Source organism: Microbacterium sp. AC145 (genome assembly GCF_979258505.1).
In genome coordinates, this window is sequence record NZ_OZ409859.1 from 3167235 (window position 1) to 3190254 (window position 23020).

At 68.0% G+C, this 23020-nt stretch carries 23 protein-coding genes; 13 read left to right on the forward strand and 10 right to left on the reverse strand.

What is annotated here, in order from left to right; all coding sequences use genetic code 11:
* Positions 1-151 precede the first annotated feature (151 nt).
* Positions 152-358 (reverse strand): cold-shock protein, encoded by a 207-nt coding sequence (locus ACZZZN_RS15195; protein ID WP_463505980.1) that lies wholly within the window; start codon positions 356-358, stop codon positions 152-154.
* 553 nt (positions 359-911) lie between these two features.
* On the opposite strand from ACZZZN_RS15195, the gene ACZZZN_RS15200 reads away from it, so the two are divergent.
* Positions 912-1730: a shikimate 5-dehydrogenase gene (locus tag ACZZZN_RS15200; protein WP_463505981.1), complete on the forward strand. Its 819-nt coding sequence runs from the start codon at positions 912-914 to the stop codon at positions 1728-1730.
* Between the two features lie 25 nt (positions 1731-1755).
* Here ACZZZN_RS15200 and ACZZZN_RS15205 read toward each other — a convergent pair whose 3' ends face one another.
* Entirely contained in the window at positions 1756-4101 is a 2346-nt protein-coding gene (locus tag ACZZZN_RS15205) for an FdhF/YdeP family oxidoreductase (RefSeq protein ID WP_463505982.1), read from the reverse strand.
* On the reverse strand, positions 4091-4981 hold the full coding sequence (fdhD, locus tag ACZZZN_RS15210) for a formate dehydrogenase accessory sulfurtransferase FdhD (protein ID WP_463505983.1): 891 nt from the start codon (positions 4979-4981) through the stop codon (positions 4091-4093). Before fdhD ends, ACZZZN_RS15205 begins: the two co-directional genes overlap by 11 nt.
* Positions 4982-5088: 107 nt before the next feature.
* Between fdhD and ACZZZN_RS15215 the strand changes: the two genes are divergently transcribed.
* From ACZZZN_RS15215 to ACZZZN_RS15225, 3 genes are read left to right on the forward strand one after another with little or no spacing between them, the layout of a single operon-like run.
* Positions 5089-6915, forward strand: a complete 1827-nt coding sequence (locus ACZZZN_RS15215; RefSeq protein WP_463505984.1) for a substrate-binding and vWA domain-containing protein — start codon at positions 5089-5091, stop codon at positions 6913-6915.
* 8 nt (positions 6916-6923) lie between these two features.
* Positions 6924-7364 (forward strand): hypothetical protein, encoded by a 441-nt coding sequence (locus tag ACZZZN_RS15220; RefSeq protein WP_463505985.1) that lies wholly within the window; start codon positions 6924-6926, stop codon positions 7362-7364.
* Positions 7364-7930 carry a hypothetical protein gene (locus ACZZZN_RS15225; RefSeq protein WP_463505986.1) on the forward strand — a complete coding sequence of 189 codons (567 nt, stop codon included), beginning with the start codon at positions 7364-7366 and terminating at the stop codon, positions 7928-7930. The genes ACZZZN_RS15220 and ACZZZN_RS15225 overlap by 1 nt, the downstream gene beginning before the upstream one ends.
* Here ACZZZN_RS15225 and ACZZZN_RS15230 read toward each other — a convergent pair.
* A complete protein-coding gene (locus ACZZZN_RS15230; protein WP_463505987.1) occupies positions 7908-8633 on the reverse strand; it encodes an ABC transporter ATP-binding protein in 726 nt (241 codons plus the stop codon). The two genes, ACZZZN_RS15225 and ACZZZN_RS15230, sit on opposite strands and share 23 nt — an antisense overlap.
* On the reverse strand, positions 8630-9700 hold the full coding sequence (locus ACZZZN_RS15235) for an FtsX-like permease family protein (protein WP_463505988.1): 1071 nt from the start codon (positions 9698-9700) through the stop codon (positions 8630-8632). The genes ACZZZN_RS15230 and ACZZZN_RS15235 overlap by 4 nt, the downstream gene beginning before the upstream one ends.
* 162 nt (positions 9701-9862) lie before the next feature.
* Between ACZZZN_RS15235 and ACZZZN_RS15240 the strand changes: the two genes are divergently transcribed.
* Entirely contained in the window at positions 9863-11047 is a 1185-nt protein-coding gene (locus ACZZZN_RS15240) for a sensor histidine kinase (protein ID WP_463505989.1), read from the forward strand.
* Entirely contained in the window at positions 11044-11670 is a 627-nt protein-coding gene (locus ACZZZN_RS15245; protein ID WP_463505990.1) for a response regulator transcription factor, read from the forward strand. The genes ACZZZN_RS15240 and ACZZZN_RS15245 overlap by 4 nt, the downstream gene beginning before the upstream one ends.
* A 26-nt stretch (positions 11671-11696) precedes the next feature.
* Here ACZZZN_RS15245 and ACZZZN_RS15250 read toward each other — a convergent pair whose 3' ends face one another.
* From ACZZZN_RS15250 to ACZZZN_RS15265, 4 genes are all read right to left on the reverse strand, one after another.
* Complete coding sequence (locus ACZZZN_RS15250) at positions 11697-11960, reverse strand: type II toxin-antitoxin system RelE family toxin (RefSeq protein ID WP_463505991.1); 264 nt, start codon at positions 11958-11960, stop codon at positions 11697-11699.
* Positions 11957-12217 (reverse strand): type II toxin-antitoxin system prevent-host-death family antitoxin, encoded by a 261-nt coding sequence (locus ACZZZN_RS15255; RefSeq protein WP_463505992.1) that lies wholly within the window; start codon positions 12215-12217, stop codon positions 11957-11959. The genes ACZZZN_RS15250 and ACZZZN_RS15255 overlap by 4 nt, the downstream gene beginning before the upstream one ends.
* Before the next feature lie 51 nt (positions 12218-12268).
* Complete coding sequence (locus ACZZZN_RS15260; protein ID WP_463505993.1) at positions 12269-13135, reverse strand: lysostaphin resistance A-like protein; 867 nt, start codon at positions 13133-13135, stop codon at positions 12269-12271.
* 606 nt (positions 13136-13741) lie between these two features.
* A complete protein-coding gene (locus tag ACZZZN_RS15265; RefSeq protein WP_463505994.1) occupies positions 13742-14704 on the reverse strand; it encodes a LacI family DNA-binding transcriptional regulator in 963 nt (320 codons plus the stop codon).
* 149 nt (positions 14705-14853) lie between these two features.
* Here ACZZZN_RS15265 and ACZZZN_RS15270 point away from each other — a divergent pair, with 149 nt between their 5' ends.
* The 7 genes from ACZZZN_RS15270 (at position 14854) to ACZZZN_RS15300 (ending at position 22541) form a co-directional block, all read left to right on the forward strand.
* Positions 14854-16386: a mannitol dehydrogenase family protein gene (locus tag ACZZZN_RS15270; protein ID WP_463505995.1), complete on the forward strand. Its 1533-nt coding sequence runs from the start codon at positions 14854-14856 to the stop codon at positions 16384-16386.
* Positions 16383-17387 (forward strand): L-idonate 5-dehydrogenase, encoded by a 1005-nt coding sequence (locus tag ACZZZN_RS15275; RefSeq protein ID WP_463505996.1) that lies wholly within the window; start codon positions 16383-16385, stop codon positions 17385-17387. The genes ACZZZN_RS15270 and ACZZZN_RS15275 overlap by 4 nt, the downstream gene beginning before the upstream one ends.
* A gap of 52 nt (positions 17388-17439) precedes the next feature.
* Positions 17440-18831 (forward strand): MFS transporter, encoded by a 1392-nt coding sequence (locus ACZZZN_RS15280; protein ID WP_463505997.1) that lies wholly within the window; start codon positions 17440-17442, stop codon positions 18829-18831.
* Positions 18832-18913: 82 nt separating this feature from the next.
* Positions 18914-20140, forward strand: a complete 1227-nt coding sequence (gene manD, locus ACZZZN_RS15285; protein ID WP_463505998.1) for a D-mannonate dehydratase ManD — start codon at positions 18914-18916, stop codon at positions 20138-20140.
* Positions 20130-20783 (forward strand): bifunctional 4-hydroxy-2-oxoglutarate aldolase/2-dehydro-3-deoxy-phosphogluconate aldolase, encoded by a 654-nt coding sequence (locus ACZZZN_RS15290; protein WP_463505999.1) that lies wholly within the window; start codon positions 20130-20132, stop codon positions 20781-20783. The genes manD and ACZZZN_RS15290 overlap by 11 nt, the downstream gene beginning before the upstream one ends.
* A 2-nt stretch (positions 20784-20785) precedes the next feature.
* Positions 20786-21733, forward strand: coding sequence for a sugar kinase (locus ACZZZN_RS15295; protein WP_463506605.1), 948 nt, complete (start codon positions 20786-20788; stop codon positions 21731-21733).
* Between the two features lie 40 nt (positions 21734-21773).
* Entirely contained in the window at positions 21774-22541 is a 768-nt protein-coding gene (locus ACZZZN_RS15300; protein ID WP_463506000.1) for a Pr6Pr family membrane protein, read from the forward strand.
* Here ACZZZN_RS15300 and arr read toward each other — a convergent pair.
* Positions 22534-22944, reverse strand: coding sequence for an NAD(+)--rifampin ADP-ribosyltransferase (gene arr, locus ACZZZN_RS15305; protein ID WP_463506001.1), 411 nt, complete (start codon positions 22942-22944; stop codon positions 22534-22536). The genes ACZZZN_RS15300 and arr overlap by 8 nt on opposite strands.
* Positions 22945-23020: the final 76 nt, after the last annotated feature.

A 23020-nucleotide genomic window follows, 5' to 3' on the forward strand; every position in this document is an offset into this window, starting at 1 on the left:
TCTCACTCCGATCGGCCGCCAATCACGGATTCCTCCGCCCATCGCGGTGCTCGCGCTGCGCGCGCTGCTTCTCTCCTGAGACACAGAACTCCCTGCCGGAAGGTCGCTCATCGAGCGGACCTCCCGGTCAGGGAGTTCTGTTTACGTCCGGTCAGACCGGACGGATGTTCTCAGCCTGCAGGCCCTTGGGGCCCTGCGCCACGTCGAACTCGACTCGCTGGTTCTCTTCGAGAGACCGGTAGCCGGATGCTTCGATGGCGGAGTAGTGCGCGAAAACGTCAGCGCCGCCGTCGTCGGGGGAGATGAAGCCGAAGCCCTTCTCCGAGTTGAACCACTTAACCGTGCCCTGGGTGCTCATGTACTGCCTGTTCTGCTGCTGGAAAAGAAGCCGACGCAGGGATGCACCGACGAGACCCACGCTAGTGGAGCACGCGCAGAGCGGAAGAGGCAGGGGCAGCCCGTAACCCAAATGTTGCACGAGCGGTCATCTCGCGTCACACAACACCGTGCTACGGAGCCGTCGACCGCCCTGAAAATGGTGTGGCCCTCACCGCGGGGGGAGCGATGAGGGCCGAAGACGACCGGAGGGTGCGTCAGATACCAGCGTAACCCCTCCGCGAGCCTTTTGTCCCCCATTTGGGGGACAAAAGTCGAAAATCTTCGGCGACTCACAAAGATAGCGGCCCTCTCGAGCGGCCCGTTGGGGACAGAACCACTCGAGAGGGCCCAATCGCATGCACCGGATCGTCTTTTCGCCTCTGGGGAAGGCAGCCCGTCATCTGGGGTAGACGGAGACGATCAATCCCCTGTGCATGCACCTCCCACACTATGGGAGTGGTGTCGATCACGCTACGGGGTCCAGAGGATTCTGAGGTCGCGGGCCTCGCCCGGCACCCGAGTAGCCTGGAGCCGTGACCATGCTCAACAAGGACATGACCCTGTGCATCTCGCTGTCGGCGCGCCCCAGCAACAACGGCACGCGGTTCCACAACTTCCTCTACGAGGAACTGGGCCTCAACTGGATCTACAAGGCCTTCGCGCCGACCGACCTCGCCCAGGCGATCGCGGGCGTGCGCGGTCTGGGGATCCGCGGATGCGCGGTCTCGATGCCCTACAAGGAAGACGTGATCGCACTCGTCGACCACATGGACGCGTCGGCGACGGCGATCGACTCGGTCAACACGATCGTGAACGATGACGGCGTGCTCACCGCGTACAACACGGATTACAGTGCGATCGCCCAGCTGATCGAGCGGAACGCACTCGATCCGTCGTCGTCCGTGCTCCTGCGCGGCTCCGGCGGTATGGCGAAGGCGACTGCCGCCGCCTTCCGCGACGCCGGATTCTCACGGGTCACGATCGCGGCGCGCAACGAGGAGCGCGGTCGCGGCCTCGCCGACCTCTACGGATTCGACTGGACGGCGGATGCGGATTCCGTCACCGCCGACGTGATCGTCAACATCACCCCGATCGGCATGGCCGGCGGCGCCGACGAGCACACCGTGTCTTTCTCGGCCGCGCAGATCGCCGCGGCATTCGTCGTGTTCGACGTCGTTGCTCTTCCCGCCGAGACCCCGCTCATCGCGGCGGGGCGCGCGGCTGACAAGACCGTCATCACCGGGGCCGAGGTCGCGACCCTGCAGGCGCTCGAGCAGTTCGTGCTCTACACCGGCATCCGCCCGACGCCCGAACAGGTCGCCGCTGCCGAGGCGTTCGTGCGGGCGCAGTAGCGCCAGCGCCACCCCGAAGCCGCACTCACGACACCGAGCGGGCAACCCTCACCTGGATGCTCTTCATCAGCGGCTGATCGCTCTGCGCGCTGAAGTCCTTGCGGCCGATCAGCACGTTCATCTCGGGCATGTAGCCCGCGGCGCTGCCGCGCGGCAGGTCGTACGGTACGGCGCGGAACGCGCGCAGCATCCGCGTCGATCCGTCTTTCGAGGTCGACACGATGTCGACGAGGTCGCCCTCGGCGAGGCCGCGATCGCGCATGTCCTCTTCATGCAGGAACACGAGCTCGCGCAGGTTCTTCACCCCGCGGTAGCGGTCGTCGTTCGAGTAGATCGTCGTGTTCCACTGGTCGTGCGAGCGCATCGTCTGCAGCACGAGAGTGTCGTGCGATTCGGGAATGACGTCGGGCAGGGGCGCGTGCGAGAACTCCGCACGGCCCGACGGCGTCTGGAACACCCGTTCCCTGGCAGGCTGCGGAATGCGGAATCCGTGCTTGTCGCGGATCAGGTCGTTGAACCCGTCGAATCCCGGCAGCACCTGCGCCATCACGTCGCGGATGGTGTCGTAGTCGCCGACGTACCGGTCCCACGGAGTCGCGGTGTGCGGCAGCGTCGCCTTCGCCAGCCCCGCGATGATCGCGGGCTCCGATTTCAGATACGCGGATGCCGGCTGCTTGCGCCCCATCGAGAGGTGCACCATGCTCATCGCATCCTCGACCGTGACGCCCTGAGGCCCCTGCGCCTGCTGGTCACGCTCGGTGCGACCGAGGCACGGCAGGATCAGCGCCTTCTCGCCGTGCACCAGGTGACTGCGGTTGAGCTTGGTGCTCACCTGCACGGTCAGTCGGCACTTCTCGAGGCCCTGCGCGGTGAACGGAGTGTCGGGGGCGGCGAGCACGAAGTTGCCACCCATGCCGATGAACACCTTCACGCGCTCGTCATGCATCGCCTCGATGGTGCGCACGGTGTCGAGACCCGGATGCCGCGGCGGATCGATGCGGCAGACCTCGGCGAGGCGATCGAGCCAGGCATCCGTCGGCCGGTGGTCGATGCCGCACGTGCGATTGCCCTGCACGTTGCTGTGACCGCGGATGGGTGACGGGCCGGCGCCCTTGCGCCCGATGTTGCCGCGGAGCAGGAGCAGATTGACGATCTCGCGCACGGTGTCGACGCCATGCTCGTGCTGGCTGACGCCGAGACACCAGCTGATGATGGCGCGCTCCGATGCCAGATAGACCGCGGCCGCCGCACGGATCTGCTCCTCGGTGAGACCCGACTGCGTGACCAGGTCGGCCCACGGCGTCGCCTCGACCAGTGCGCGGTACTCAGCCACGCCCTGGGTCAGGGTCCCGAGGAACTCCGAGTCGAGCACCGACGCATCGTCGGCAGCAGTTTCGAACACCACCTTCGCCATGCCTCTGATCAGAGCGAGGTCGCCACCGGGGCGCACCTGCAGGTTCATCGTGCTCGTGCCCGTCGCCGTGAAGCGCGCCATGTCGACGAAATCGTGCGGCACGATCGTGCGGGTCGCTCCTGCCTCGACGAGCGGATTGACGTGCACCACCTGGGCGCCGCGCTTCACGGCATCCGCCAGCGCCGTCAGCATGCGCGGAGCGTTGGATGCCGCGTTGACGCCGAGTACGAAGAGGGCGTCGCAGTCGTCCCAGTCGTGCATGTCGACCGTGCCCTTGCCCGTGGCGATCGAGGCCTTGAGCGCCCGTCCCGATGCTTCGTGACACATGTTCGAGCAGTCGGGCAGGTTGTTCGTGCCGTACTCCCGCACCATCAGCTGGTACAGGAACGTGGCCTCGTTGCTGAGTCGACCCGACGTGTAGAAGGCCGCTTCGTCGGGGCTGTCGAGGCTCTGCAGCTCGTCACCGACCAGCGCGAACGCGTCATCCCACGAGATCGGAACATAGTGATCGGTGGCCGCGTCGTAGGTCATCGGCTCGGTCAGGCGCCCCTGATCCTCGAGGTCGAAATCCGGCCAGGTGGCAAGCTCGGTGACCGTGTGCTCGGCGAAGAATCGGCGGTCGACGCGCTTGCGCGTCATCTCCCACGTCACATGCTTGATGCCGTTCTCGCAGATGTCGAGCTTGAGGTTGCCGAGATCGTCGGGCCAGGCGCATCCGGGGCAGTCGTAGCCGGAGACGGGGTGGTTCATCTGCAGCATCGCGAGCGGTCCGGCGATCGGCTGGCTCTCGCGCAGCACCACTCGTCCGACCGAGACGGCCGCACCCCATCCCGCCGCCGGGTGGCGGTAGGGCTTACGCGACCAGGCTCGGTCGGTGCGCGGGCCGTACCCTCCCTGCCGTGGTTCGACGGGCATGAGTCCGAAGGCCGTCCCGGAGGTTCCCCGACTATCGAGCATGGCTCGCTCCTTCCGCGGCGAGCTCGGCCGCACCGACTGTTCCGGCTTCCAGCCACACCCGGTGCGCATGCGTGTAGATGTTCATGGAGCGCCCGCGGACGAATCCGACGAGCGTCACCCCCGACTCGTCGGCGAGCTCCGCGGCCAGGGATGACGGTGCAGACACCGCGCTCAGCATCGGGATGCCGGCCATCGCCGCCTTCTGCACCAGCTCGAAGCTGGCGCGCCCCGACACCTGCAGAATCTGCCGTCGCAGGGGCAGCCGATCGTTCAGCAGCGCCCAGCCGACCACCTTGTCGACGGCGTTGTGGCGTCCGACGTCTTCGCGCAGCACGAGCATCTCACCCGTGTCGGCGTCGAAGAGCGCCGCGGCGTGCAGGCCGCCGGTCTTGTCGAACGCCGCCTGCTCGGCCCGCAGCCGGTCGGGGAACGATGCGATCTGCTCGGGTTCGATCCGGATGTCGTCGTCGGCGATCGGATGCTGCGACACGGTGCGCACGGCATCGATGCTCGCCTTGCCGCAGACCCCGCACGAGCTGGTCGTGTAGAAGCGTCGTGCGGCATCGGGGTCGGGCAGCGCCACCCCGTGCGCGAGGCTGACGTCGAGAACGTTGTACGTGTTCTCCTGCCCACCGGTGCCCGGGCCGCCGCAGTGGATCGCCGAATGGAAGTGCGCCGTCTGCGCGATGATCCCCTCCGAGATGAGGAACCCGGCCGCCAGCTCGACGTCATGCCCGGGAGTGCGCATCGTGACGGCGAGCGGAGCACCGGCGACCCTGATCTCCAGCGGCTCCTCCACGGCGAGCGTGTCGGCACGACGAGTCGCGCTCTCGCCCAGAGTGAGCTTCAGTACCGGTCGCCTCGTCGTGATCCGCCCCACACGGCGAGCGTACTCCGCGGCGCGATCGAGCCGGTCGCCGGATCGAGCGGGTCACAAGATCGGACCGATACGTGATCGCGCACGCCATACCTCGATAGCCTGGGCGCATGAGCGCGCCTCGCACCGCACGACGCATCCCCGCTGTCCTCGCCATGGCGGCGATCGCGGCACTCGTACTCTCCGCCTGCACGGCCGGCGGCGAAGACGGCACGAACCCCGACGGCGCCGACGCATTCCCCGACGACGGATGCACGCACATCACCGTCGCCACCTCGTCGGAGAAGGTCAACATGCTCGACGAGCTGGCGAAGGCGTTCAAGGACTCGCCCGAGCACGAGGGGCTCGAGACCTGCGCGACCGTGCGCCCGACCAATGTCTCATCCGGCAACGCGACGCGCTTCCTGACCTCTGGCGAGGACTGGCCGAGCGACGATCAGTCGCTGTGGCCGACGCTCTGGTCACCGGCGTCCACCGTCTGGACCGACCGGGTCGCCGCCGCGGCATCGCCGAGTCTCGTCGGCGAACCGACATCGTTCACCCGCACGCCCGTCGTGTTCGGCATGCCCGAGCCGATGGCCACAGCCCTCGGCTGGCCGAACACCCCCATCAGCATCACCGACCTCGAGAACCTCTGCCAGGACCCGGCCGGGTGGGGCAGTGTCGGCAAGGACATCTGGGGCGCGTTCAAGATCTCGAAGACCAACCCGAACACCTCGACCACCGGGCTCTCGACGATCCTGATGCAGTCGTACGAGGCGACCGGCAAGGCCGAGGGCCTCACCTCGGCCGACGTCGAGGCCTCGGCCGACTTCTCCCGTGTGTTCGAGGAGTGCGTGATCCATTACGGCGACACCACCGGCAACGTGCTCTCGACGCTCTACGACGAGACACAGAACGGCTCGAACGGGTCGGCCTACGTCTCGGCAGTCGCGCTGGAAGAGACCTCGCTGCTCAACTACAACCAGGGCAACCCCGATTCGCACACGGTGCAGCCTGGCGAGACGCTGACGCCGCCGAAGACCAAGCTCGTCGCGGTCTACCCCGAGGGCGGCTCGATGTGGTCGGACAACCCGATCACGGTGCTCGGCGCCGACTGGATCACCGCCGAACAGCGCACGGCCGGTGAGGCATTCGCCGAGTTCGTGCAGACGACCGCCGCGCAGAAGATCCTTCCCGACTACGGCTTCCGCCCGCTCGATGAGTCGGTGCCGCTCGGCGATCTGTTCACCGCGAAGTTCGGTGTCGACCCCGCCCAGCCCGCCGTGACGTTGCCGAAGCCGGAGGTCGATGTGATCTCCACCGCGATCGACCAGTGGACGCAGGTGCGCAAACCGTCGTCGGTGCTCGAGCTCATCGACATCTCGGGATCGATGGACGACCCGATCGGCGACGGTCGCTCTCGTCTCGACGGAGCCATCGAGGGCGCGCAGTCGACGCTGAATCACTTCCGCTCGACCGATGAGATCGGCGTCTGGGCGTTCACCACAGGCATCTCCTCCGACGAGGGCGACGGCATCCAGGTCCTCCGCGATGTGACCGCGCTCGGTTCCGACGGCGAGAAGCTCGACTCCTCGCTCGACGACCTGCGCTACGCGCAGCGCAACGGCACGCCGCTCTATGACTCGATCCTGCTCGCGTACGAGGCCATGAGCGAGCGGGCCGAGCCCGGACGCATCAACGCGATCGTCGTGCTGTCGGATGGCGAAGACACCGACTCGAGCACCTCTCTCGACTCGCTGATCGCGAAGATCGGCAAGAGCACGAAGGAGGGCGGCGATGATGCGCCCGTGCGTATATTCCCGATCGCGTATGGAGAGGGTGCAGACACCTCGGCGTTGCAGCGGATCGCGGATGTGACCGGCGGCCAGCTCTTCGACGCGTCCGATGCCGAACGCATCGATCTGGTCTTCGCATCCGTGATCAACAACTTCTGAGGCCTGGGATGCCGTACCTCTCCGCGTCGAACAATCCGTGGCTCGAAGATGCCGTTTCGGGCATATCCACGCAGAACGTCTACGTCGACCCTGATGCGAGCGGTGGCCAGGCGATCACAGACGCTCTCGCCGGAGTCGTTCCTGACGATGGCTCGATCGCGGTGGTCGTGCTCCCCGAGGTTGCCGGCAAGAACACTCCATACAGCAGCTACATCCTCGAACGGCTCACCGCCGCGGGCGACCACGAGACCGTGATCGTCGCCGTGGGTGATGACCTTCAGGCAGCCTCGACCGCGATCGACAGCGACGTGGCGCTTCGTATCGCGAACGAGAACGAGTCATCGGCGCCGAGCACGCAGGATGCTCTCGTCGAGACGGTGCAGGAGATCTCGGGCGAGACCCCGACCTCGCCGGGGGAAGCTCAGGGTCGGATGGCGCAGACCCGCTGATGCCTGCGGTCATCGGGGGTGTCGTGGTGATCGCGGCTGCCCTCACCACGTTCGGCCTCCTCATGCGGCGTCGCCGACGCAAGCCGGTGGTGTCGACGGATCCGGTGCCCGCCGGCATCCGCCTGCGAGTGAACCGCCTGCGCGAACTCCGCGCCGACTACGCCGCGGTGCCTGGCAGCGCTATCGCCGCCGAGACCGCCGCAGGGATCGACGCCCTCGCCTCGCACGTCGAGCAGCTGTTCATCCGCCTCGATGCCAAAGCGGGCGAGGACCAGAGCGTGCTGGCCGATGCCGAGTACTCCGACAAGCTCGCCCGCCTCGTCGCCGCCCTCGACCGCGACTACCTGCTCGACCTGCTCACTCGGCCCGACCTGTGGGACGCCCCCGACGAGCGCATCGCCGAGGTGCGTGAGGCGCTGTCATCGGTGACCACGCAGATCGTCGACAACATCAAGCAGGTCAATGCTCGCAAGGGACTGCGGTTCCAGGTGTCGCTCGATTCGCTCATCGGTCGCAGCGAACTGCGCGATTGGGAGCGGCAGTTCAAACAGAGCTCCGGCGACTAGCCGGCCCTCCGCGCGGCGGAGCGGCGGCGTCGACGACACGACCGTCGACGAGGTGCAGCACCCCGTGCATGCGCGGCAGGTGCACGAGGTCGTGGGTGACGAGCAACGTCGACGTGTTGCGCTCGTCGGTGAGACGCAGGATGAGGTCGATGATCGCGGCCCCGCGTTCCTGATCGAGAGCGCTGGTGGGCTCGTCGACCAGGAGCACACTCGGATCGTTCATCAGTGCACGCGCGATGTTGACGCGCTGGCGCTGCCCGCCGGAGAGCTGGTGCGGCCTCTTGTGACCGTGCTCGGCGAGGCCGACCGCGGCGAGCAGCTCATCCGCACGAGCGGCCGCACTGGCGCGACGGCGTCGACTGCGCGGAGCCCCGAGCTCGTTCATGACGCTCAGCTGCTCCCGGGCCGTCAATGACGGGATGAGGTTCGGCTGCTGGAAGACGATCCCGATCCTCTCCCGCCTCAAGCGCGTCGCCTCGGCCGGGCTGAGTGCCGTGACGTCATTGCCGTCGATGAGGATCTCGCCGGAATCCGGACGCAGAAGGGTGCCGGCGACGGCCAGCAGACTCGACTTTCCCGAGCCGCTCGGCCCCGTGATGCCGGTGACGGTTCCGGGGTGGGCGGTGAGAGAGACGCCATCCACAGCGGTCACCCGAGAGTCACCGTCGGGAAAGGTCAGGGTGATGTCGTTCAGGCGGATCATCGGTTGCTCCCGAGTGCTGTGAGGGGGTCGGCGGAGGTGACGGATCGCAGGGCGAAGGCGGCGCCTGCGAGGCCGAGGGCGATCATGATGGCGCCCGGAAGGAGGGTCGTGACGGGGCTCAGCAGGAACGGAAGGGCGGTTCCTGCGAGCAGGCCGAGCACGGTGACGAGCCCCAGACCGATGCCGATGCCCACCAACAGGACGATCAGCGCCTGACCCAGCGCGTCGCGGATCAGCGATCGCGTGCTCGCGCCGAGCGCCTTGAGGACGGCGACGTCGCCTTTGCGCTGCATGGTCCACACGGTGAAGAAGGCCCCGATGACGAGTCCCGAGATTCCGAAGAGCATGGCCACCATGAGGAGGAGCGATCCGATCTCGGAGCGGAAGGCGCTCAGCCCTGTCAGCGACCCGAGGGTCGTCTCCGAGATCGAGTCGTTCGCCGCATCCGCAGCATCCCAGTCGGGGGCGCCCGTGACGGCGAGGACCGTGGCGTAGGCGTCGGGGTTTCCGGTGGATGCCGAGTACGCCTGCCAATCCTGCAGGGTCATCTGCACCACCGGAGTATGGCTGTACCAGGCATCCCCGTCGATCGTCTCGACGTCGTAGGAGACGCCGGCGATCTCGATCTGCTCGCCGACCTTCACAGCGAGCGCATCCGCGGCGGGCACCGACAGGCGCAGCTGGCCGTCGCCCGAGGGCGCTCCGGCGTCGAAGCCGGGCTCGACGCCGAACACCGCGATCGCGGCACGGGTGTCGTCGGTCTCGGCGCGCGTCTGGCTGATGCCCAGGGGGCGGGCGTCGGTCACACCGGTCGCCGCCGCCCAGTCGTTCGCCTGCTGCTCGGTGATGGCGGAGTCCGCGAAGCTGGCCGCCCCGTCGCCCCCCGAGGGGGCAGAGAACACGATGCGGTCTGCGGGGAGCGCGAGCACACCCGAGACGTTCTGGATGGCGAGGCCACCCGTCAGGCCGCTGAGGAACCCGACGAGAAGGGTGATGAGGGCGACGACGGAGCCGATGAGGATGAATCGCCCTCTGGCGAAGCGAAGATCGCGTAACGCGACGAACATGATGAGCCTTTCCTGTCTCCGATGCGGCGACCATTCCACTTTCGCCGTCGACGTCGACGTGGTCATCGGCCACCGGGACGGGCTTTCGCGCCCAGGATGAGTACGCCTCGATCGTCCTTTCGGACGATGCCGCGCGCGGTGCGGCGGCGTAGAGTTCGATCCATGGCGCATACCGCTCTGACCCCGGTGTTCGTGGGTCTGCGGACGGGCCTTCACGTTCTCTTCTTCGCCCTGACGGGGGTCGTGATCGCCCGCGCCGCGCTCGACCCGTCGGATTCGAGCGTCTCCGCGATCGTCCTCGCGCTGATCGTCGGCGCGACATATGCGGCGGGTGTGCTGCTCGCTCGTCTCTCGCACGGACGACGGGTGATGTCGCTGATCTGGCTGGCGCTGCTTTCGGCGGAGTGGCTGGGCCTGCTCTGGGTCAGCGCCGATGCCGCCTACCTCGTGTTCCCTCTGTTCTTCCTGTTCCTCCACCTGCTCGGGCGCTGGGCGGGATCCGCCGCGATCCTCACCGCGACGATCATCGCGGTCTGCGCACTCGGCATCCACGGCGGGTGGAGCGTCGGCGGCGTCGTCGGCCCGTTCGTCGGCGCCGGCGTCGCCCTCCTGATCGGCCTCGGCTACCAGGCTCTGGCGAACGAGGCCCAGCAACGCGAGGCGCTGGTGCGTGAGCTGCTCGCGACCCGCGGACAGCTCGCTGCGCGCGAGCATGAATCAGGCGTCCTCGCAGAGCGCGCCCGGCTCGCCCGGGAGATCCACGACACGCTCGCGCAAGGGCTCTCCAGCATCCAGATGCTGCTGCATGCCGCGGAACGGGCCGATGCCACCCGCCCGGGGATCGAGCACATCCGACTCGCCCGCGAGACGGCTGCCGCGAACCTCGTCGAGGCGCGGCGGTTCATCCGCGAGCTGACCCCTCCCCAGCTCGACGATCAGACCCTCGGCGGGGCGCTGCGTCGACTGGCCCGCACGCAGTGGGCGACCCAGGGGCTCGACGTGCAGGTGCGGGTGTCCGACACGATCGTCCTGCCCATGCACCTGCAGACGGCGCTGCTGCGCATCACGCAGGGTGCGATCGCCAACGTCATCCAGCACGCTCACGCGACGACGGCGACCGTCACCATCGGCATCGAGAATGACCGCCTGCGCTTCACCGTCGACGATGACGGAACCGGATTCGACGCGGAGCTCCCTGCACCGGCGACTGCCGAGAAGTCCGACTCCTTCGGTCTGCGCGCCACCGCCGAGCGGGTGCAGCAGTTGGGCGGACGGCTCGAGATCGACACCGCGTCGGGCCGGGGAACGACACTCACCGTCGAACTCCCCCTGACGGAGTTCGCATGATCCGCCTCGTCATCGCCGACGACCACCCCATCGTCCGCGCCGGTCTCACGGCCCTGTTCAGTCTCGAACCGGATCTCGAGGTGGTCGCCGAGGCAGGCACCCCCGATGAGGCGGTGGCCTGCGCCGAACGCGAGAATCCCGATGTGGTGCTGATGGACCTGCAGTTCGGTTCCCAGTCCCAGTCCACCGGCGTGGATGCGACGCGACGCATCCGTGCGCTCGAGGCTCCGCCTTACGTGCTCGTGCTCACGAACTACGACTCGGATGCCGACATCCTCGGCGCCGTCGAAGCCGGTGCGAGCGGCTACCTGCTGAAGGACGCCCCGCCGCACGAGCTGACCGCCGCGGTGCGCGCGGCGGCCGCCGGAGAGAGCGCGCTCGCGCCCGTGATCGCCTCCCGACTGCTGGATCGCATGCGCGCACCCCGCGTCAGTCTCAGCATCCGCGAGATCGAGGTGCTCGAGCTCGTCGCCTCAGGACGATCCAACAGCGAGGTGGCAGAACAGCTCTTCGTCAGCGAGACGACCGTGAAGTCGCATCTCGCACACATCTTCTCGAAGCTCGACGTCAGCTCGCGCACCGCCGCGGTCTCGGCGGCCCGCCAGAAGGGCATTCTCCGCTGAGACCTGTGGAGTACCGATCGCGGTGCTCAGATGTCGTACACGGCGCGTCGATGCGCGACACGGACGACTGTCACGAGTACCTGCTCGTCGATGACCTCGTAGAGCACTCGATAGTCGCCGACTCGTATTCTCCAGGCGTTGTCGTATCCGGCCAGCTTGCGGCATCCGTGCGGACGGGGGTCGCGCTCGAGATCGGCCACCCCGGCGAGTATCCGTCGGCGGATCTGCAGGTCGAGCTTGCGGATCTCTCTGGCAGCGGCAGTGGTGAACTCGATCCGAAAACGCGTCACGCGACTTCCGCGCGCAGCTCATCCAACGACACACGCTCACCGTCATCGGTCGCTCGCGCGGCGGCGAACTCGGCGGCGTCTCGGGCCGCCTCGAGTTCTTCGAGCAGCTCGAGATCATCGACACTGATCACCACGGCCGTCAGCTTGCCGTGGCGCGTGACGCCCACGCGCTCCGAGCCATAGGCGACCCCGCCGAGGACATCGGCAAGACTGTCACGCAGATCCTTCGAGGGCACGCTGCGGGTGATCGTGATCATGCGTCAAGAATATCACTTATGTACATAATGCCGATATTATGCGTCGCTGACTCACGCCTGCGGGTCCGCTGCGACACTCCGCGCCTTGCGCGCGCGGTGGTCCTCGCGGGCCGCGCTGATCACGCCGGCTATCGCGAGGGCGACGAGAAGGCTCTGGATCGTCACCAGCACCGGCGTCAGCGGTCCCAGGTCATCGCTGGACGACATCGCCTCGGCGGCGCTCGCCTCACCGGAGGCGAGATAGAGAGTGAAGTCCGTGAGCGCATGGATCGCCATGCCCACCCAGAGCCGACCGGTCACCCGCCGCACCCAGTAATAGAGGCTGCCGGTCATGCTGAGCGCCGCCACCTGGAAGGCGATCGCCGCCGGAGGCAGGCCCGCCCACACGCTGCCGACCGTGTGCGCGGCGCCGAAGAGCAGCGAGGTCACGAGCAGGGTGACGAGTTCGCCGTGCCGTTCGCGCAGCGAGACGAACAGGATGCCGCGAACCACGAGCTCCTCGCCGAAGCCGACCATGATCGTCCCGACGAGCACGATCATGACCGTGCCGAACCCGCGCTCCACCCATGGAATACCGGGCAGCTGCACGAGCGGCAGCGCGACCAGCAGCACCGGGATCGCGATGAGCCAGAGGCGACGAGGCTGCATGCGCAGCGTCGACGTGTTGCGCCACACGTCAGGCCACCAGCCCGCCCACCAGACGAACCACAGTGCGAGACCGATGGCGATCGGCAGCGGAATGAGATGGCTGAGCGCGAATTCCGCCGTGACATCACCATCGGGAGCGAGAGAGCCGGTGATGTTGCCCAGCACCGCGGCGAACAGGATGTAGACGACGAGCGGGACCACACCCACCCAGAAGCGCCTCGGCACCCGGTCTCCGACTCGCTGGCGGGTGTGCTCCTGGGGTTGCGACATGGGTCGGTCACCTTTCGTCAGCGTGCGTCAGTATGCCGATGTTCCGGCGGGCGTGATCTTCAGCGTAGTGACGCTCGAGGTGCCCGCGGCCGCTGCCGCTGGACGGGCTGTGCTTCAGCGGTCGCGACGTCGAGCATCGAGGAGCGCGTTTCGTCTCGGTCGACTTCGTCGTCCTCGCTCAACGACCGGGAGGCGGCGTCGCACCCGGTCGTTGAGCGAGCAGCGGAGCAGCGAGACGAAACGCACCACGACCGCGAGGCCGCCTCATCCCCGGTCGTTGAGCGAGCAGCGGAGCAGCGAGACGAAACGCGCCACGACCGCGAGGCCGCCTCATCCCCGGTCGTTGAGCGAGCAGCGGAGCAGCGAGACGAAACGCGCCACGAGCGCGAGTCGACGTTAAGCATCGAGGAGCACGTTTCGTCTCGGTCGACTTCGTCGTCCTCGCTCAACGACCGGGATACGGCGTCGCACCCGGTCGTTGAGCGAGCAGCGGAGCAGCGAGACGAAACGCGCCACGACCGGGAGGCGGCCTCAAGCATCGAGGAGCGCGTTTCGTCGCCGTCGACTTCGTCGTCCTCGCTCAACGACCGGCACGGTGGCCGAGTGTCAGGCGGCGGGAGCCGCGGTCGAGGCGCGCACGATCAGCTGTGACCCCAGCGTCACGACGTCGTCGATCGCGGTGCCGTTCATCGCCTGCAGCAGCAGGTCGACGGCGAGCGCACCGCTGCGCTCGATCGGCATCCGCACCGTCGTGAGAGCCGGGGTGACCGCACCCGCGAGGTCGATGTCGTCGATGCCGACGATGCTGATGTCGGCGGGGCAGCGTTTGCCGAGCTCGAGCAGTCCCGCCTCGAGACCGAGGGCGACGAGGTCGTTGTAGGCGATCACGGCCGTGGCACCGCTCGCAGCGGCAGGGGCTGCGGCAGCTCGGCCACCCTGGATCGACGCGGCGTGGTGGCTGAGGCCGGTGAGGCGGATGCCGTGACGCTCGCACGCGCGGGCCACCGTGTCTGCGCGGCGCACGTCGGCCCACGAACCACGGGGACCAGCGGCGTAGGCGATGTGGGTGTGGCCGAGGGCGGCGAGGTGCTCGATGGCCTGACCCGGCCCGTTCTCGGTGTCCATGAGCACGCAGGGAGCGCCGTCGATCTGACGGTTGACGACCACGTACGGGGTATCTCCGACGAGCGCGAGAACCTCCTCGTCGGGCAGTCGCGGCGAGCACAGCAGCATGCCGTCGAGCTTGCGCGCCTGCTCGATCTGCTCTCGCTCGCGGCGCAGGTCTTCATCGGCATCGAACAGCACGATGCGGTGGTGGCCGTGCCAGGCCTGCCCCTGGATCGCCTTGAGCAGGGTGGCGTAGACGGGGTTCGCGACATCGGGCACGACGACCCCGAATGTGCGGGTCGCGGTGGCAGCCTGCGGAGCGGCGTAGCCCAGCTCGGTCGCGGCTTCGAGAACGCGTCCGAGCGTGCCGGGTGCAAGGCGGTCGGGCTCTCCGAAGGCGCGCGACGCGGTGGCGATCGACACGCCTGCGTGCCGTGCCACATCCGTCAGTGTCGCCGCCATGTTCCGCTCCCGCCCTCCCCGTCATCCTACGGTCCCGCCACTGGATGAAAGATGGCTTGACAAGTTTGTACAACTCATTCACACTGTTTGCAGGACGATCATCGCCGATCACCCATCAGGGTGCGCGGCCCGAGCGAAGGAGCCGACGCGTGAGCATCGAGACACCGGTCCTGCGCCGCACCACCCCCGCGAGCGCCACCCCCGGAGCCACCCCCTCGGCCGCAGGCATCCTGCACCTCGGACTCGGCAGCTTCCACCGCGCACACCAGGCGGTCTACACCGCCGCAGCGCTCGAGGCCGCGGGAGGCGACTGGGGCATCGTCGGCGTCGCATCCCGCTCGCGCTCGATCGTCGACGCGATGCACGGGCAGGACATGCTCTACTCGGTCGCGACCATCGCCCCCGGCACCACCTCGCTCTCGATCCCCGGCGTGCACACCGACGCCTTCGTCGGCGCCGAGCACCCCGAGCGCGTGGTCGCGCAGATCGCCGACTCCGGCATCCGCATCGTCACCCTCACGGTCACCGAGAACGGCTACAGCTACTCGCCGGCCACCCAGCGCCTCGATCTCGATGACGACGCCGTGCGCTCCGACCTCCGTGGCGGCGCACCTCGTTCGACCATCGGCCAGCTCGCCCGCGGGCTGCAGGCTCGCGCCGTCGCCGGGGGCGCACCGATCTCGATCCTCAGCTGCGACAACCTCGCCGCCAACGGCAAGCACACCGCCAAGCTCGTGCGCGAGTTCCTGCAGGAGCTCCCCGACTCCGAGGGCGCGGATGCACTGACGTTCCTCGACCACGGCGTCACCTTCCCCTCGAGCATGGTCGACCGCATCGTCCCGTCGACGACTCCGGAACTCCGCACCCGGGTCAGCACGCTGCTCGGCGCTCGTGACGACATCCCCGTGCCCGCCGAGCCGTTCACCATGTGGGCCGTCGAAGACGCGTTCGCTGCCGGTCGTCCGGCATGGGAGGCCGGCGGTGCCGTCTTCACCACCGAGGTCGCGCTCTACGAGCAGATGAAGGTGCGCCTGCTCAACGGCACGCACTCCCTGATCGCCTACCTCGGCGCGCTGACCGGCGTCGGCACGATCCCCGAGGCCATCCGCGTCGACGGCATCGCGAAGGCCGCGCGTGCCGTGCTGAACGACGAGTACGAGCCGTCGATCGAGGTGCCCTCCGGCGTCGACATCCGGGCCTACGAAGCCGAGCTGTTCGAGCGCTGGGAGAACACAGCCCTCGGCCACCGCACCAGCCAGGTCGGCACCGACGGCTCGGTCAAGCTGCGCCAGCGCATCCCCGAGCCCGCTCTTCTCGCGCTCGGCCGCGGCGACATGCCGCACCTGATCGCACTGACCGTCGCCGGCTACCTCTCGTGCATCGCACCGCTTCCCGGGTTCGACCCTGGCCTGCACGCCGCCGCGATGACCGACGGTTCCCGTGAGCGCCTGGCCGGACTCGCCGCCACCGCCCGTGACGGTCATGAGCTCGCGAAGCGCGTGATCGCAGAACTGCACCTGTTCGGGGCCGAGCTCGGGGCGGAGGATGCTTTCATCGCACGAGTCGGAGATCTGATCGACACCATCCGTCGGCAGGGCGTCGACGCCGCGATCACGGATGCCGTCTCGGCATCGCAGAACCCGACATCATCACTCACCAGCACGAAGGAGATGCAGCCATGAAGGCTCTCGCCATCCACGGCAAAGAAGACATCCGCTGGGAAGACCGCGAGGTTCCGACCCCCGGCGACGGCGAGGTCCGCCTGCGCGTGAACTACGTCGGCATCTGCGGATCCGACCTGCACTACTACTTCCACGGTGCCAACGGCGAGTACACGATCCGCGAGCCCCTGACCCCCGGCCACGAGCTGTCGGGCGTCGTCGACCTCGACCCGTCGGGTCGCCTGGCCCCCGGCACGCCCGTCACCGTGCATCCCGCACGCTACGGCCCCGAGGTCACCGGACTCGAGGCCCACCCGCACCTGCGCCCCGGCGGCGACTACTTCGGCAGCGCCGCGGCGAACCCGCACCGCCAGGGCGGAGCATCCGAGCTGCTGATCGTCGAAGACCACATGGTCCGCGTGCTGCCGGCATCCCTTCCGCTCGAGCGCGCAGCCCTCGCAGAGCCGCTCGCCGTCGCGATCCACGCCGTGAGCCTCGCCGGTGACATCACCGGCAAGCGGGTGCTGGTGATCGGAGCCGGACCCATCGGCCTGCTCGTCGTCGCCGCGGCACTCCACGCCGGAGCATCGGTCGTGGGCGCCAGCGACGTGCGCGAAGAGCCCCTCGACCGCGCGACGTCCCTCGGCGCGACCGAGGTCTCACTCGTCGGCCGCGACACGATCGAGAACGAGTCCTACGACGTCGTGTTCGAGTGCTCCGGCGTCGGCGTCGCGCTCACCCAGGCCGTGCGCGCAGCCCGCCGCGCCGGCTCGATCGTGCAGGTCGGGATGCTTCCCAACGCCGACATCGGAGTGAACCTCGCACCGATGCTCGCCAAGGAGCTCACGATCCGCGGCGCGTTCCGCTTCTCCACCGAGATCGACGACGCGGTCGCCCTGCTGGCCGAGTCCGACGCCCTCGACTCCGTCATCTCTCACGTCCTCCCGGCATCCGACGCCGTGCAGGCCTTCGAACTCGCTCGCGACTCGTCGGCCTCGGCGAAGGTCCTGCTGTCCCTCTAGCGACACCCCACCCGACACCTCAACCTGTTCCTGGTCCGAAGGAGTACCTCCCATGTCAGAACCGCAGACGACGGCCACGGCCGCCGACCCCACAGCGAAGAGGTCGGTACGCGACCTCGTTCGCGCCGCCATCTCCGGATGGCTCGGCACGGCCCTCGAGTTCATGGATTACCAGCTCTACTCGCTGGCAGCCGCTCTCGTGTTCGCCGACCTGTTCTTCTCGTCCGAGAACCCGGCAGTCGCGGTCGTCGCCGCGATGGCCACCTACGGCGTCGGCTACGTCGCCCGCCCCGTCGGAGCGTTCTTCTTCGCACGCCTCGGTGACAAGACCGGCCGCACGAAGGTGCTGTTCTACACGATCCTCCTGATGGGTCTCGCGACCACCCTCATCGGCTTCCTGCCGACGTACAACCAGGTGGGCGTGCTCGCACCGATCCTGCTCGTGCTGCTTCGCATCGCTCAGGGCTTCGGTGCGGGTGCCGAGATCTCGGGCGCCGGCGTCATGCTCGCCGAGTACGCACCGGCGAAGCGTCGAGGCATCATCGCCTCGCTCGTCGCGCTCGGCACCAACTGCGGAACCCTGCTCGCGTCCGGCATCTGGGCGATCCTCCTCGTCGCGTACAGCGAGCAGGAAGTCATCGACTGGGCCTGGCGCATCCCGTTCATCGGCAGCGCGATCATCATGCTCTTCGCGATCTGGGTGCGCTTCAACCTCAAGGAGACCCCGGTCTTCGAGGAGCGCGACGACGTCGTCGACGGCAAGGCGCTCTCCCGCGAGGAGACGATCCAGCTCGCCACCGAGACCGGCGACGTGCGCACGCTCGAGGCGATGAACCGCAAGCCCTGGAAGGCGTTCTCGATCGCCCTGCTGCTGCGCTTCGGCCAGGCGGGCAACTCGGGCATGATCCAGACCTACCTGATCAGCTACATCACCGTCGTGCTGCTGCTCGATCGCTCCATCGGCGTCAACGCCGTGATCGTCTCGTCGCTCGTCGCCTTCATCACCGTGCCACTGTCGGGCTGGCTCGGCGACCGCTTCGGCCGCAAGCGCATGTACATGATCTGGTCGATCGTCGCGCTCATCATCATCATCCCGACGATCCTCATGATCAGCAGCGGTGTCACGGTGCAGGTCTTCATCGGCTACGTCGTACTGCACAACCTCGCGGTGATGAGCTTCGCGTCGCTCGAGAACCTCACGCTGCCCGAGCTGTTCGGTGCGCGCAACCGCTACACGTTCACGGCCATGGCTCGCGAGATCGCCGCGATCATCGCGACCGGTGCAGGCCCCGTCATCGCCGCCGCGTGGGTGTCGGCCGTCACGGGCTCATTCATCCCGATCATCATCATGCTGTTCATCTTCACGCTGAGCGCGCTGATCGCCTCGATCTGGATGCCGGAGGTCGCCGGCCGCGACCTGACGGACCCCCGCGACGCGATCTGATCGCCCCGCACATCACGACCAGGGGTGCGGACGCCCGAACGTCCGCACCCCACACCTCGCCCCCGCACATCAGGAGAACGACATGACCATCGAGATCGTCGACGTCAACATCACCAGCCCCGGACGCAACTTCGTCACGCTCAAGATCACGACCTCCGACGGCATCGTCGGCCTGGGTGACGCCACGCTGAACGGGCGCGAGCTCGCCGTCGCCTCGTACCTCTCCGACCACGTCGCCTCGATGCTCGTCGGCCGCGATGAAGACCGGATCGAAGACACCTGGCAGTACCTCTACCGCGGCCCGTACTGGCGACGCGGCCCCGTGACGATGGCGGCGATCGCCGCGGTCGACATGGCGCTGTGGGACATCAAGGCCAAGAAGGCCGGGATGCCGTTGTACCAGCTGCTCGGCGGCGCCAGCCGCGAGGGAGTCCGCGTCTACGCCCACGCCTCCGGCACCGACTACGCGGCGCTCAAGAACGCCATCACCGGCTATGAAGAGCTCGGTTACACCGCCGTGCGCGTGCAGACCGGCGTGCCCGGCCTCGGCCAGATCTACGGCGTCTCGTCGACCGGCCCCGGCGTGCGGTACGACTACGAGCCCGCCAAGCGCTCGGGTGATCGCCCCAGTGAAGAGACGTGGGACACCCGCAACTACCTCAACCACATGCCCGGGATCTTCTCGAAGATCCGCGAGGACTTCGGCACCGACCTGCGCATCCTGCACGACGGCCACCACCGGATGTCGCCGATCGAGGCCGCGCGCTTCGCGAAGGACATCGAGCCCTACGACCTGTTCTGGCTCGAGGACTGCACCCCCGGTGAAGACCAGACCGCGCTGCGCCTGGTGCGCCAGCACTCGACCACGCCGCTCGCGATCGGCGAGGTCTTCAACTCGGTGTTCGACTATCAGACCCTCATCACCGAGCGTCTGATCGACTATGTGCGCTCGGCCGTCACCCACACCGGTGGCATCACGGCCATGAAGAAGCTGCTCGACTTCGCCGCGATCTACGGCATCAAGTCCGGCATCCACGGTCCGACCGACATCTCGCCGGTCGGCATGGCCGCGGCCCTGCACCTCGACCTCGCGATCCACAACTTCGGCATCCAGGAGTACATGCCGCACAACGCGCAGACGCTCGAGGTGTTCCAGACCTCCTTCACGTTCGACAAGGGATTCCTGCACCCCGGCGACAAGCCCGGACTCGGTGTCGACCTCGATGAGGATGCCGCGGCCGGCCACGAGTACACCAAGGCGTATCTGCCGGTGAACCGTCTGCTCGACGGGACCGTCCATGACTGGTGAAACCCGACGGCTCGCCCTGCCGCAGCGCACGGTCGACTCGCGCCTGATCGTCGTGGCCCGCGCGAAGCGTGCCGAAGACTACGACGCCGTGCTCGACGTGCTCGTCGATGCCGGCATCCGCAGCGTCGAGCTGACGCTCACGACCCCCGGCACGTTCGCGCACTTCCCGAACCTGCTCGCGCGGTTCGGCGACACGATCGACCTCGGCATCGGCACCGTCACGAACACCGATGACCTGGCACGCGCGATCGAGGTGGGCGCGGCCTACATCGTGACGCCGATCACGTCGACCGAGTTCGTCACGCAGGCGACGGATGCCGGTGTGCCGATCGTCCCGGGCGGACTCACGCCGACCGAGCTGTTCGCCTCGTGGTCTGCGGGCGCCTCTGCAGTCAAGGTGTTCCCCGCAGGGCAAGTGGGACCCTCGTACCTCAAGGATCTGCGCGGGCCGTTCCCCGACCTGGTCGCGCTGCCCTCGGGTGGCGTCGATCTCGCCGGAGCAGAAGCCTGGCTGAAAGCCGGCGCAGTCGCGGTGAGCGTGGGCGGTCCGCTGCTCGGCGACGCGTTCAGCGGCGGCGATCTCGCCGCGCTGCGCGAGCGGGCAGCCGCGTTCGTCGCGCTGTGCGCGCGGGACTCCGCGTGAGCATGCCGTCGGTCGTCACTCTCGGCGAGACCATGGCGCTCGTGCGCACGACCGAGATCGGCTCGCTGCGGCATGCGACCTCGCTGGCTTTCGGCATCGGCGGTGCCGAGAGCAACGTGGCGATCGGGCTCGCGCGGCTCGGCGTGGCGGTGTCGTGGCTCGGACGCGTCGGCGACGACTCTCTGGGTGAGCGCGTGGCGCGCGAGATCCGCGGTGACGGGGTCGAGGTGCACGCGATCGTCGACCCGGATGCCGCGACCGGCCTGATGGTGAAGGAGCGACCGTCTGCCGCATCCACAGCCGTGCACTACTACCGCGCCGGGTCCGCGGGGTCGCGACTGAGCCCGCAGGACGTGCCGGCGGAGTGGGTGGAGGGTGCGGCACTGCTGCACATCACCGGCATCACCCCGCTGCTGTCCTCGACCGCTCGTGATGCTCTGCACGTGGCGATCGATCGTGCGCGATCATCCGGTGTGGTCGTCAGCTTCGACATCAACTACCGATCGGCCCTCGCTCCCGCATCGATCGCCGGGCCGGTGCTGCGCGAACTCGCCGAGCGGTCGGACATCGTGTTCGGCGGCGAGGAGGAGTACGCGATCCTGTATCCGGGCGCCTCGGTCGCCGACGCTGCGGCGCGACTCCGGGATGCCGGCTGCGCCACGGCCGTCGTGAAGCTCGGCCCTGCGGGGGCTGCCGTGATCACGGCGGACTCCGTCGTCGAGGCCGCGGGCTTCACGATCGAGGTCGTCGACACGGTGGGCGCGGGCGATGCATTCGTCAGCGGGTATCTCAGTGCGCTGCTTGAGGGACTCGACACCGAGGCCGCCCTGCACCGTGCCAACGCCTGCGGCGCCATGGCCTGCCTCGTGCCCGGCGACTGGGAGGCTGCGCCGACCAGGCAGGAGCTCGAGCGATTCTCAAACCGGGATTCCGATCCTGTACGTCGCTGATCCGGCGCAGATGCCATCCCAGGGCGCGTAGCCTCGAAGTATGTCGAAAGCCGCTGTTTCGCCGTCCGCGGCTTCCGCCCACCCCATCGCCGAGGCGCCGCGCGCGCCGCTGTTCGCTCGTGCCGCGATCAACGCTCGACCGATCGCACTCGTCTATCGCGTGATCGCGCTCGGCGTCATCCTGACCGGCATCGTGCGCCACTCCGACATCCTGACCGGGCAGATCGCGTGGACCACGCTGCTGTTCTACACGATGCTCAGCAACCTGCTCTGCCTGGTCTGGATGCTGCTGCTCGTCATCCGCACCGCGCGCGATCTCCGGCACGGCGGGCGGCCGGGCACCTCCACGCCGAGCGCGCGAGTCAGCGGTGCGGTGATGATGGCGATCACCGTGACGATGCTCATCTACCTGATCGTCCTGGTGCCCACGCGCTTCGCCGACGGCGACTCCGACGTCTTCTCCCTCACCGACAACCTCATCCACATCATCACGCCCGTGCTGATGATCGTCGACTGGCTCCTCTTCGTGCCGAAGGGATCCTTCCGCTGGTTCGATCCCCTCCTGTGGACGCTCCTCCCCTACGCATACCTGGTGTGGGCTTTCGTCTACGGGGCGCTCGGCGGTGAGTTCACCCCCGGCCAGAGGTACCCGTATCCGTTCATGGACGTCGATGCGCTGGGCGTTCTCGGGGTCACTCAGTGGGTCGCCGCGCTGACGGTGGCGCTCGTCATCGTGGGTCTGGTGTTCGTCGCCGTCGATCGTGCACTCGCCGCTCTCGCCCGCTGGAGCGCCCGCCCGGTCAGTTGATGATCTCTCCGCGCTCATCGTCGCGGATCGCCGCGAGGCGCTCCCGCCACACGGCGAGCGCCTCGGGCGCAAGGCGAGTCCAGTCGAGCACCTCACGGATCACTCGCAGCGGCGCCGCGCTGCGGTACGACCGGGTCGGGTTGCCGGGAAACTTCTTGTCGGTGACGTTGGGGTCGTTCTCGAACTCGCCCGTCACCTCGACCTCGTAGACCCGCGGTTCGCGCTCGCCCGGCGCGAGCTCAGCGGCGAGACCCGCGCCGTCGACCACCGCCGTGAAGTAGATGTGGTTCATCACGATCTCGGCGCGGTAGTTCGAGGGGAACCCCGCTGTCAGCAGGTCCCCCGCTCGCAGATCAGCCTTGGTGCCGTGGAAGAAGGGGCCGTCGTCGAGTACGTCGCTCACGGGCAGCATCCTACGCAGGGTGGGTCGCTCTACACAGGGTGGGTCGCTCTACACAGGACGGATCGTTCTACGCAGG